The sequence below is a fragment of the Pseudoxanthomonas broegbernensis genome (assembly GCF_014202435.1).
GTDB classification, from domain to species: Bacteria; Pseudomonadota; Gammaproteobacteria; order Xanthomonadales; family Xanthomonadaceae; genus Pseudoxanthomonas; species Pseudoxanthomonas broegbernensis.
Genome location: NZ_JACHGU010000001.1, coordinates 793,903 through 806,017, shown reverse-complemented (window position 1 = coordinate 806,017; position 12,115 = coordinate 793,903). Strand labels below are relative to the sequence as shown.

Genomic DNA, 12,115 nt, shown 5'->3' with positions numbered 1-12,115 from the left:
TCGGCGATGTAGGCCGGCGACATCACGCTGGCCGCGCCCACCGCAAAGCCGCCCAGCACCCGCGCGGCGATGAACACCAGCGAGCTGTGCGCCGCACCCGAGCCCAGCGCCGAAATCAGGAACAGCACCGCCGAAATGATCAGCACGCTGCGCCGGCCCCAGCGGTCGGCCAGGCGCCCGGCGAAGAACGCGCCAATCGCGCAGCCCAGCAGCATCGAGGCCACCTCGAAGCCCAGCGCCGCCTTGGACGAGCCGAACGCCTGCTGCAGACCGTCCACCGTGCCGTTGATCACCCCGCTGTCAAACCCGAACAGAAAGCCACCAATGGTGGCCACGCAACTGATCAGAATGATGAACCGGGTGTTCTCCGCGCCGGCCCCGGTGATCCCGGTGCCGGTGTCCGTCGTTCCCATACCCGCCATGGGGCAATCCTCCGTTGTAGTTGTGCGTAAGCCGGCAGGTACCGCCGGCACGTCGTATGTGTCGCGCACCGGCGCCCCTACGCCGGCCTCCCCCCCCCCGGCGCGCCGGGCGGCTCCGCGTTCGCGTCCGTGCCGATGCCGCTCCCGCGGCGCTTCTTCGGCCCCGGTGCCGGCACGGTCCCCTCCGCACCGCCACCGGCCTGCGATCCCGGCCGGTCAGGCCCGCCGCACCAGCCGCCCTGCCCGCCAGTCCAGCCATGCCGCCTCGCCCGCCCCCAGTTCCAGCTCCAGGACGCGATCACGGTACTCGACCCGGTAGCGGCCGCCACGATCGCTGCGCAGGCTGGCCTGCCGCAACCGGCCGCCGTCCCATTCCAGGTCGACGCCGGCCGCGCCGCGCACCCGCAGACCGGCGACTTTACCGCGTTGCCAGGCCTCCGGCAGCGCCGGCAGCAGGAATACCGTGCCACCCCAGCTCTGCAGCAGCATCTCGGTGATGCCCGCGGTGCCGCCGAAGTTGCCGTCGATCTGGAACGGCGGGTGGGCGTCGAACAGGTTGGGATAGGTGCGCTCGGGACTGAGCAGCATGGCCAGCACCTTGTACGCGTGCTCGCCGTCGTGCAGCCGCGCCCACAGGTTCAGGCGCCAGCCGATGCCCCAGCCGGTGGCCTCGTCGCCGCGGATCTCCAGCGTGCGCTTCGCCGCCGCGGCCAGTTCGGGGGTGTCGCGCACGTTGATCTGGCTGGAGGGATGCAGCGCGTACAGGTGGGAGACGTGGCGGTGGTGGATCTCCGGGACGTCCATGTCCCAGTCCTGCTGCCATTCCTGCAACTGCCCGGCCTTGCCGATCCGGTGCGGCGGCAGGCGCGCGCGCAGCGCCTCGAGCCTGGCCGCCAGGTCCGCGTCCACGCCCAGCAGGCCGGCGATCTGCACGCACTGGCCGAACAGGTCGCGCAGGATCTGCGCGTCCATCGACGGCCCGGCGCACAGCGCGGCGCCGTGCGGGTGCTCGTTCTCCGGCGAGATCGACGGCGCGGTGACCATCGCCCCGGTGTTCGGGTCCTCGACCAGGGTGGCGGCGAAGAACTCCGCCGCACCCTTGAACAGCGGCCAGACCTTGCGCAGGTAATCCGGGTCGCGATCGTAGTCCCAGCGGTCCCACAGGTGCTGCAGAAGCCAGGCACCGCCGGTCGGCCACAGGCCCCATTGCGCGCCGTCGATCGGCGCACTGCGCCGCCACAGGTCGGTGTTGTGGTGCACGACCCAGCCGGGCGCGCCGTACATCCGCCGCGCGGTCTCGGCCCCGGCCTGCGCCAGCTCGGCCACCATCCGCTCCAGCGGCTCCGCGCACTCCGGCAGCGCATTGGCCTCGGCCGGCCAGTAGTTCATCTGGGTGTTGATGTTGATCGTGTACTTGCTCTCCCACGGCGGCGAAAGCAGGTCGTTCCAGATGCCCTGCAGGTTGGCCGGCTGGGTGCCGGGCCGCGAACTGCAGATCAGCAGGTAGCGTCCGAACTGGTGGTACAGCGCGGCCAGCGCCGGATCGCTGCCCTGGGCGAAGCGGGCCACGCGCGCATCCGTCGGCAGGCCGGCGATCTGCGCCGGACTGTCGCCCAGGTCGATCGAGACGCGATGGAACAGGCGCCGGTGCTCGGCCACATGCGCGTCCAGCAGTGCGTCCCAGGACTTGCGCGCCGCCGCGTCCAGTTGCGCCCGGGTGATCGCCTCCGGGTCGCCGCCGGTGTCGTCATAGCGGCGGAAGCTGGTGGCCGCGGTCAGCAGCAGCACGACCTCGTCGGCCTGGGCCACCTCGATCCGTCCGCTCCGCCGGCGCAGGCTCCCGCCGCGCGCCCGTACCCGCAGCCGCGCGGCGAAGCGCAGCCCGCCCTCGATCCCGAAGGCACCGCCGTTGCGCCCGCGCAGCAGCAGCCCGTGCCCGCCGTCGGCCTCCACCGCGGCATCGGCGTGGTCGCTGTCCAGGCCGATGCGAAGATCGATCCGGCCGGACTTGTCGCCCGACAACCGCACCGCCACGCACTGGTCGGCCGCCGAGACGAAGACCTCGCGGGTGTGCTGCATCCCGCGCGCCTCGAAGGTGCTGGTCGCCAGCGCGCGGTCCAGGTCCAGTTCGCGGCGGTAGCCGTTGAGCTCGGATATCTCGCTGAAATCGAGCAAGAGGTCGCCCAGCGGCTGGTAGGGCATCTGCTTGTTCGGCCGGCCCATCATCTTCGCGTTGGCCAGCGCCTCGGCCTCGGCGTAGCGGCCGGCGAACAGCAGCCGCCGCACCTCGGGCAGCGCGGCCAGCGCCTCGGTCGGAGTCGGGTCGTAGGGCCGGCCGGCGTAGAGCGTGTCCTCGTTGAGCTGCAGGCGCTCGGACCTGCCGCCGCCCCAGACCATCGCCCCGAGCCGGCCGTTGCCCAGCGGCAGCGCCTCGACCCACTGCGTGGCCGGGCGCGGGTACCACAGCCTCAGCGCCGCGTCGCCCTGTCCCGCGACCTGGCCGGCCGCCGTGGCGGCCTCCGGGGATGCCGCCGCGGCGGCGGAAACGGCCGCCGGCGTACCGGCGACCCGGCCGGCCGTACCGCTGCCGGCCACGGCCAGTGCCGCGGCCGTGCCCTTGAGCAGTTCACGTCGTGTCAGGCTCATCCTGCGTTCCTTGGCATGCTTCCGCGCGGCGGCGCGTGCAAGCGTATGCCGGCACGCGCGCCGTGCGCACTGGCGCGGGGTCAGCCGCCACGCGGGCGGCGGACGGTCAGCGCCTGCCCGGTGTAGTGGACCGTGGCGTCGGCCTCGGGCTCCAGCGCGCCGTTGTCGCCGCGCGGCCCGTCGATCCAGCGTACCCGGATCTCGCGCTGCTGCCGCATGCCCGGGTACTGGCCCTGGCGCGCGCCGACGCTCAACTCGCCGGCGGCCTCGTTCCAGGCCAGCGGGATGCGGCTGGACTCGCCGCGCTCGTAGCCGTAGTTGCGGCCGTTGTCCTCGTACAGCGAGAAGCTGCCGTCGGCGCCGGTGTAGACCTCCACGGTGAGCGGCGCGTCCGGCGTCTCGTCCACGTACTGCTGGACCACGGTGCGCGGCACGATCGAACCGGCACGCACGAACAGCGGCATGCGCTGCAGCGGCGCGGCCGCGTCGACGGTCTGGCCGCCCGCATGGCGCTTGCCGCTGTCGAACTCGATCCAGCTCGTGCCGGCCGGCAGGTAGACCTGGCGGCTGGTGGCCTTGAACTCGGTCACCGGGGCGACCAGGAAGGCCGGGCCGAACAGGTACTGGTCGTGGATGTCCTTGACCTTGGCATCGCCGGGGAAGTCCATCTCCAGCGTGCGCAGGAGGGTGCCGTCCTTGTGCCAGGTGTCGCCGGCCAGGGTGTAGATGTACGGCAGCAGCGTGTAGCGCAGCTTGAGGTAGTGGACGAAGCTGTCGTAATGCGGCGTGCCTTCCGGCGCGATCTCCCAGATCTCGCGGTACGGGAACTGGCCGTGCAGGCGGAACACCGGCACGAAGGCGCCGTACTGGAACCAGCGCAGGCTCAGCTCACGCCATTCCGGCAGGTGCGCCGGGTCCTTCTCGACGTAGCGGTTCTCCGGCGAGAAGCCGCCGATGTCGAAGCTCACGTTCGGCGCGCCGGCCATCGAGGCGTTGACCAGCCCGGAGATCTGCTCGCGCAGGTCGTCCCAGCGCGGCACGATGTCGCCGCTCCAGAACGCGGCGCCGGCACGCTGCTGGCCCGCGAAGAACGCACGCGAGAGGATGAACACGCGCTTGTCCGGATCGACCTCGCGCGAGCCGCGGTACACGCCCTCCGAATGCACCAGCGGGTAGGAGTTGAAGTATTCCACCGACGGGCCCAGCGCGGTCGGGGTGGTGCGCGCCTTGCGCTCGCCGACGTCGATGTTGCTGTGCAGGTCCGGCTCGGAGGCGTCCAGCCACCAGGCGTCGAAGCCCCGGACGTTGAGCTTCTCGTTGACCTGGCGCCAGAAGATGTCCTGGGCCTGCTTCGCGTACGGGTCGTAGAACGAGTTCAGGTAGCCGGCGCCGATCCAGTCCAGCTCGCCGACCTCCACGTTGCGGTGGTACATGTACCCGGCCGCGTCCAGCTCCTTGTAGTTGGCGGTGGTCGGATAGAACTTGGGCCACACCGAGATCATGATCTGCGCGTGCCGGTCGTGCACGTGCCTGACCATCCCGTCCGGGTCCGGGAAGTTCTTCGGGTCGAAGTCGTGCGAGCCCCAGGCGTCCTCGGGCCAGTACGACCAGTCCAGGACGATGGCGTCGATCGGCAGGCCGCGGCGGCGGTACTCGTCCAGCGCGCCGGTCAGCTCGTCCTGGGTCTTGTAGCGCTCGCGGCTCTGCCAGAAGCCGTAGGACCACTTGGGCAGCAGCACCGCCTTGCCGGTCAGCTCGCGGTAGCCGGCGATCACCTCGTCGCCATCGGCGCCGGCGACCACGTAGTAGTCGATCATCTGCCCGGCCTCGGACCAGATCGACAGGTCGCGGGCCTCGGCCGCCGGCAGCGGGTCGCGGTGCAGCAGGGCGATGTAGGCCGGATCGATGGTGTCCCATTCCACGCGGACCGCGTGCTTCACGCCCGGCTCCAGGTCCAGCGCGAACTCGTGGTGCCACGGGTTCCAGTTCTGGCGCCAGCGGTCGATCACCCGCTCGCCGTCCACGTACACCTTGGCGTACTCGCTGTTGTACATGGAGAAGGTGTGGCGGCCGCCGGTCCTGGCCTCGATCGCGCCCTCCCACACCACCTGGGTGCGCCCGCCCTGGGCCTTGTTCTTGGCCTTCTCCGGGAACGCAGCCAGGTCCTTGATGTACTGGTAGTTGATCTCCGCCTCGCGGCGGGCGGCCTTGCGCTTGCCGTCGATGGAATAGGTGGCCGTCAGCGCGCCCGGCTTGCCCTTGGCGTCGTAGACCACCAGGCTTTCCTGCAGCGGGCGCAAGCCGCGCGGGTCGCCGTAGCGGGTGATGGAGTTGTTGTCCCAGAGGATGCCGTAGTTGCGGCTGGACACCAGGAACGGGATGGCGTTGTCGATGTTGTGCTGGAGCAGTTCGACGTCGCGGCCCTTCAGGTTCATCCAGCCCTGCTGGTGCAGGCCGGTGCCGTAGAAGGACTCGTCGTCCGGCGACTGGAAGCGCTGGCGCACGCTATAGTACGGCGTGCCTTCGAACGCCACCGCCTGGAAGGTGCGCGCGCCGTCGGCCTCGGCCAGCAGCGGCTCGCCGGCCGCGTCGAAGAAGCTCACCTGGCCGTCGGCCAGCGCCACCCGCGCGGAAATGCCGGCGGCCTTCAGGCGCACGGCGTCGGCGCCCTGCTCCAGCTCGAACGCCGGCGCCGCGCCCGTGGCCGGGACCCGCATCAGGCTCGGGCTGCGCCGGAAGTCGCCGTCCGGGTCGGCGCTGACACGCACGATGCGGTCGCCGACCAGTTGCAGGCGCACATGGGCGGCAGCGGCGTCGGCCGGGCGCACCACCACGCCGTCGTCCAGCTTCTCCACGGTCTGCGCGGCGGCCGGCAGCGGCAGCAGCATGGCCAGCGCAAACGCCGGCCAGGCGCGGTGATTGATCAGTCGTCGCATCTCATCTCTCCAAGCGGCGTCCCTGGACGCCTGTCGTTGCGGCGTCCGCGGACGCCCGTCGTTTCCCGTACAGGGGCGTTCAGTAGGTCGCCAGCTTCACCCGCAGCAACTGGGTGGCGCTGGAGAAGTTGAGGCCGTAGTCGGTCTGGTCGCCGTTCCAGCGCCGGCGGAACCTCCACTCGCCGTCGACGTAGGTGCCCTCGTCCACGTACTCGTAGGTCAGCCGCTCGGCCACGGCCGGGTCGGCGGCGACCAAGTTCACCCGTGCGTGCGCGCCGGTGACCAGGAACTCGTCCGGCCCAAGCTGCACCACCAGCGCCCGGCCCACCGGCTCCGGGTTGCCCGGCGGCTCGCCCTGGAACCAGAACTGCGGCACGCCGTAGGTGACCACCATGTTCCACTTGTCGTCGATCCTCAGCGTCTGCACCGCCTGCCCGGGCTGCTCGGCGGTGCCACGCACCCTGCCCTCGAAGCTGGCGCGGGCGATCACCCGCGCGGCCGGGCCGACCAGCCGGTAGTTCAGGGCGAAGTCCTCCAGCGTCTCCGGGTTCATCAGCTTGGCGCCGAGCGGCCAGTTGGAATACCTGGAGTAGTCGATGCCGAACGGCGACCAGCCGATGGCCTGCTGCCCCAGCGCGGAGAAGAAGTAGCGCGCGTACTCCTCGCGGTTGCCGGTCTCGGCCACGAACAGCGGGTTGTCCGCGCGCGAGTAGCGCTCCAGCACCGTGGTGTAGTGGGTGTACTCGGGCATGTAGATGTCCGGCGCCAGCAGGTCGATGTGCGGGGCGGCGGCCTTGTACACGTCCAGCACGTTGTCGGTCGGCCCGCCGCTGGCGTACTGGCCCGGCTGGCCGGGATTGAACGGCCCGCGCAGGGCGGCGTTGACCAGCATCGGCAGCGGGTACTCGGCCTTGCCGGCCTGCGCGACCTGGTCGATGTAGTGGGCGATGTGCCAGGCGTGGAAGAACTCGTCGGCGTCGTCGCCGAACACCTCGCGCCAGGTGCCCGGCCGCCTGCCCATCTTCTCGACCAGCGCCTGCGGCACCGGCGCTTCGAAATGCTTCTGCGCCAGCGGCGAGAAGTCGCGCACGCTGCCGTAGGTGCCCGGCTCGTTCTGCGGCTGGACCATGATCACGGTGCGCTGCGGGTCGGCCCGCTTCAGGTGCCGCATCAGCTGCACGAAGGCCTTGCGGTCGGCCTCCAGGGTCGCCTCGCCGTGCGGCGAGAGGGAATTGAGGGTGCGCCCGTCGGCGGTGACCACCCGCGGGAAGCGCGCGTTGTCCAGCTTCACCCACGTGGGCGCGTAGTGCGGCGCGTTGTTCTTCCAGGTGGCGAACCACAGCAGGATCAGGCGCACGTCCTTCTCGCGCGCCTGCGCCAGCAGGGTGTCGACGAAGGAGAAGTCGAACCTGCCTTCCTCGGCCTCGACCTGTTCCCAGGCCACCGGCACCATCACCGTGTTGGGCTTGAGCACGTCGATCGCCGGCCACACGTCGTCCAGCGCCTGCGGCCAGTTGCTGGAATTGTTGACCTGCGCACCGAGGATCAGGAACGGCTCGCCGTCCACCCGCAAGGCATGGCGGCCGTTCTCGCTGACCACCTCCGGGATCGGCGCCTCGGCGGCCTCGCCGGCCGTGGCGGCCCCGGCCGGAGCCGGCTGGGCGGCGGCCCGCTCGCCGGCGTCCTGGCCGCCGCAGGCGGCAAGCAGCAGCGCCAGCAGCGGCGCGAAGGGAACGAAGGCACGCGGCCGGTTCGCCTGGGGGTTGTGCATCGCTTGCAAGACTCGCTCCTCTGCCTTGTGGCCCGGACGCAAGGTCGCCCGGGCCGGTTCGCTGCGCCGGACGCGCGGTCCGGCCCTCGTCATGGGTGGGTGCGGAACGGCGAGGCCGGCAGTCCGTCCGCGCCCACCAGATCCGCCTGCGCCGGGGCATCGCTCCATCCGTAGCGCGCCATCGCCGGCTTGCGCACCTTCGGGCTTTCCAGCACGACGGTGTCGCCGGCGATGCGTGCCCGCGCCGGGTGGAAGCGCCCGTTGGCGCCGGCCAGCTCGAATCCCCGCGGCGCATCGCCGCCGCCGCGCACGGCCAGCACGCCGTCGTGGGCGTCGAAATGCAGCACCAGGACGCGGCCGTCCACCGCCGCTTCCCGGAACGCCGGCCCGCGCCAGGCGAACCCGTCCTGGCCGTAGGCCACGTGTTGCGCCGCCAGCGCCAGGCGGTGGCCGACGGTGCGCTTGTCGCGCGGATGGATGTCGTGCACGTCGCCCACGTCGGTGATCACTGCCTGCGCGGTGGCCGGCAGCGCGAGCGCGGCCGACTGCGATTCGCGCAGCGTCGCCCAGGGGCTGTCGACCACCGTGCCGTCGCCGCGCACGCGGTCGCCGCCGGAGCCGAACGGCGCCAGTTGCACCCACAGGAACGGCATCCCGGGCTGCCGCCAGGCGGCACGCCAGCCCTGGATCATCGTCTTGAACTGGTCGCGGTAGCGATGCGCGCCCTGCTCGCTGGCATTGGTCTCGCCCTGGTACCAGATGGCGCCGGCCAGCGGGTACGGCAGCAGCGGGTGGATCATGGCGTTGTACAGCAGGGTGTCGACCTGGTTCTTGTCGTCGGCCAGCGACACCCGCACCTGCGCGGTGCGGAAGCGCCACGGGCCGGCCAGCGCGCGGCGCTCGCCGCCGGCCGTCTGCAGGTAGACCTGCTGCGCCGAGCCGACGATGCCGCCGCCGCCGCCATCGTCCTGCACGCGCACGGCCAGCACGTTGCCGCCGGCGCGCAGGGCCGAGGCCGGCACCGGGTAGACCCGGGGCACGTTCCAGCCGTTGCTCACCCCGCCCACGCGCCGGCCGTTGACCCAGGCCGTGTCCGAGTCGTCGATCTGGCCCAGGCCCAGCACGATCCCCGCCGCGGCCTCGGCCGCGCTCAGCTCGAACGCAGTGCGATACCAGGCCACGCCGTCCATGCCGGCATAGCCCTCCGCCTCCCAGGCCGAGGGCACCTTGATCGCTGCCCAGCCGCTGTCGTCCAGTTCGGCGGCGGCGAAGGCCTCGGACGCGGGGTCGGCTTCCGGCCACGCGGCCACGCGCTCGCGCACCTGCGCCTCCACCCTGGCGTCGGCGGCGCGGCGCTGGCGCATCTTCTCCTCCAGCGTGGCCGCATCCAGGCCGAGCATCGCCGCGTCCATCCACGCTTCGATCGAACTGCCGCCCCAGGTGCTGTCGATGATGCCCACCGGCACCCCGAGCACCTGCCTCAATTCGCGGGCGAAGGCGTAGCCGATCGCGGAGAACTCGCCGACCGTCCCCGGCGCGGCCGCCTGCCACTGCCCGCCTTCGAGCTGCGCGCGCGGCGCCTCCGCCCAGGACTTGGGCACCTTGAAGTGGCGCAGCCGGGCGTCGCCGGCACCGGCGATGTCCTCCTGCGCATGCAGGCTCTGGGCCACCGGCCATTCCATGTTCGACTGGCCCGAGGCCAGCCACACCTCGCCGACCAGCACGTCGTCGATGCGCCGCTCCTCGTCCCCGGCGCGCACCGTCAGCGCGTACGGTCCGCCGGCGGCGTGCGCCGGCAGTTGCAGCGACCAGCGCCCGTCGTCACCGGCCGTGGCCTGCGCCTGGCTGCCGTCGAACTCCACGCGCACCTGGGCGCCCGGCGCGGCCTGGCCCCACACCGGCAATGGCCGGTCGCGCTGCAGCACCGCGCCGTCGGAGAACAGCAGCGGCAGTTCGAGCGCGGCCGTGGGCGCGGCCAGCGCCGCCGCCGGCATGGCCAGCCATGCCAGGAAGAGGATAAGGACGAGGGCGGGGTGCTTCATTGCTCCGGTTCTCCGTAGATCACGCCGCGGCCGGAAGTGGCCAGGTAGACGCGTCCATGGACGCGCGCGTCGCCGGTGAGCATACGCACGCTGCCGAAGCGGTGCATGGGATCGTCGATGCGCTTCCAGCGGCGGCCATCGTCGTCGGAACGGTACAGGCCCACGGCCCCTCCGACCTGGCCGAACACGAACAGCGTCGGCGTCGTGCGCCCCGGCGCGGGCGCGCCCAGGCCGGCGGCGAACGCGTTCTCGATCCCGGCCAGGCGTTCGAGCCGGCCCGCGCTCCAGCGCATCATCCCGCGCCAGGAGGCGGCGAAATAGACCACGCCGCTGGCGTTGGGCGAAGGCAGCAGCTCGCCGCGGAACCAATCGCCGATCTCGCCCGTCCCGCCCTGGGCCGGCTCGAACGCAACGCCGCCGTCGCCACTGACGTACAACTGCCCACTGACCGGATCGAAGCCGTACCACAGCGCCGGCTCCACCCGGTCGGCGGCCACCACCGCGGCCTGCGGCAGGCCGCGCACCTTCTGCCAGCGCGCGCCGAAGGCATCGGTCAGCCAGTGGCTGCCGCCGCGGGTCTTCCAGATCACCCGCCCGCCGTCGGCGGAGATGGCGATCTGCCCGGCACCCTGCCCGTTCGGCGGCTCCTTGGCGAAGGCGCTCCAGGTGGCGCCGCCGTCGCGCGAGTAGGCCGCGCGCACCCGCGACGGGTCGTCGCCGTGCAGGTGGCCGCTGCGCACCAGCCACTGCGGCCGCTGGCCGGCGTAGTCCAGGCTCTCGGTGTTGCTGTAGCGCGGGCCGGAGAACTGGGTGGTGGTGCGGCGCAGGTCGTCGTGGCGGAAGCCGTCGATGTCGCCCAGGCCGCTGACCAGCGACGCACCCTGCGGCGGGCTGACCAGGTCCAGCGGCACGGTCTCGTCCAGGCCGGCGTTCTCGAACCCCCAGTGCACCCGGCCGCCGCGGTCCAGCGCGGCCATGTCGCGCGACGCCCATATGCCGTAGCCGGTGACGAACAGCACCCGGTCCGGGTCGTGCGGGTCGATCTCGATGTCGGCCATCCAGTGAGGCCTGGCCTGCGCGGTCCAGGGCGAGGCGGAGTGGTCGAAGTCGGAGGACGGGAACACCGCCTTCCAGGTGCGGCCGCCGTCGGTGCTGCGGTAGATGTCGTCGTGCGGCGCCCAGCGGTTGAAGGTGGTGGCCACGATCACGTCCGGGTCGGATGCGTCCACCGCCACCGCGCCCCAGCCGAAGCCGTCACCCTGGCCGTCGCTGGACTGCGGCGCCGGGGTGATGTCGGTCCAGTTCCCGCTGGCCGGCGAGAACCGCCACACCGCACCGTCGCCCATGTTGTCCGGCCCGGGCTCGTCGCCGTAGCTGAGCAGGAAATCGCCGCGCGCATCGCGGACCATGTGGTTCGGACGCAGCCCGGTGGGCTGGCCCGGCACCGCCTGCCAGGTGCGGCCGGCGTCGGTCGAACGGAACAGCCCGCCCTGGCGGCTGGACACGCCGGCATAGACCCCCGGCGTGGGGGCGCCGGCCTGCCCGCTGGCCGGGTCGAAGGCGACGAACACGATGCCGATGGCCTGCTTGCGCCAGTTGCTGGCGCTGGCCGATTCGGACGTGGCCAGCGCGGGGAAGCCATCGACGCGCTTCCAGCGCGCGCCACGGTCCTCGCTGCGCCACAGGCCATGTGCGCGCGACCCCATGAACAGCACGCGGCCGTCGTTGGGGTCCACCGCCAGGCGCTCGCCATTGCCGCGCGCCAGTTCGTTGCCGCCCAGCTTGAACGGCAGGTCGGTGCGCTCGAAGCTCGCGCCGCGGTCGGCCGAGCGCAGGATCGCGCCGTTGCCCGCGCGCTCGTGGGTGTAGGTGCCGGCGGCCAAGTAGACGCGCTGCGGATCGGACGGATCCAGGGCCAGGCTCTCGATGCCGGCCAGGTTGGCGTCCTCGTGCCCGATCCAGTCGGTCAGCGCGATCCAGCGCCGCGCCGCCGCGTCCCAGCGGTAGGCGCCGCCGACGTCGGTCCGCGCATAGGCCAGGCCGCGCTCGGCCGGATGGAATTCGATGCCGGTGACGAAACCGCCGCCGCCGATGGCGACGTTGTCCCAGCGGTAGGCCGCGCCCGATGCCGGAGCGGCCTGGAGGCCGGCCAACGGCGCCAGCAACGCGCCCCATGCAACCAGGGTCGCGATACGGCCGTACCGTGCAACTGCGATGCGGATCATGCGCCGCTTCCCCTTAGCTTGTGGGCGGAGATGTCTCCCGGCACCGGCCCACCCGGGGAGGCGGGAGGGCCGG

Annotated in this window: 6 protein-coding genes; all 6 read right to left on the bottom strand. The window is 72.1% G+C overall.

The genetic code is table 11. The features are described 5' to 3' along the window. The coding region (locus HNR76_RS03455) for an MFS transporter (RefSeq protein ID WP_246429001.1) at positions 1 to 413 on the bottom strand (413 nt) is incomplete at its 3' end. Between the two features lie 225 nt (positions 414 to 638). Continuing rightward, positions 639 to 3,068, bottom strand: a complete 2,430-nt coding sequence (locus HNR76_RS03450) for a glycoside hydrolase family 95 protein (protein ID WP_162312300.1) — start codon at positions 3,066 to 3,068, stop codon at positions 639 to 641. An 80-nt stretch (positions 3,069 to 3,148) separates the two neighbouring features. Beyond that, the gene (locus HNR76_RS03445; RefSeq protein ID WP_162312299.1) at positions 3,149 to 6,004 is read right to left on the bottom strand and encodes a TIM-barrel domain-containing protein; all 2,856 of its coding nucleotides are present in this window, start codon (positions 6,002 to 6,004) and stop codon (positions 3,149 to 3,151) included. A gap of 79 nt (positions 6,005 to 6,083) precedes the next feature. Continuing rightward, entirely contained in the window at positions 6,084 to 7,775 is a 1,692-nt protein-coding gene (locus HNR76_RS03440) for a GH35 family beta-galactosidase (protein ID WP_162312298.1), read from the bottom strand. 89 nt (positions 7,776 to 7,864) lie between these two features. Continuing rightward, a complete protein-coding gene (locus HNR76_RS03435; protein ID WP_162312297.1) occupies positions 7,865 to 9,817 on the bottom strand; it encodes a sialate O-acetylesterase in 1,953 nt (650 codons plus the stop codon). After that, positions 9,814 to 12,042, bottom strand: coding sequence for a cellulase (locus HNR76_RS03430; protein WP_162312296.1), 2,229 nt, complete (start codon positions 12,040 to 12,042; stop codon positions 9,814 to 9,816). Before HNR76_RS03430 ends, HNR76_RS03435 begins: the two co-directional genes overlap by 4 nt. Between the last annotated feature and the right edge of the window lie 73 nt (positions 12,043 to 12,115).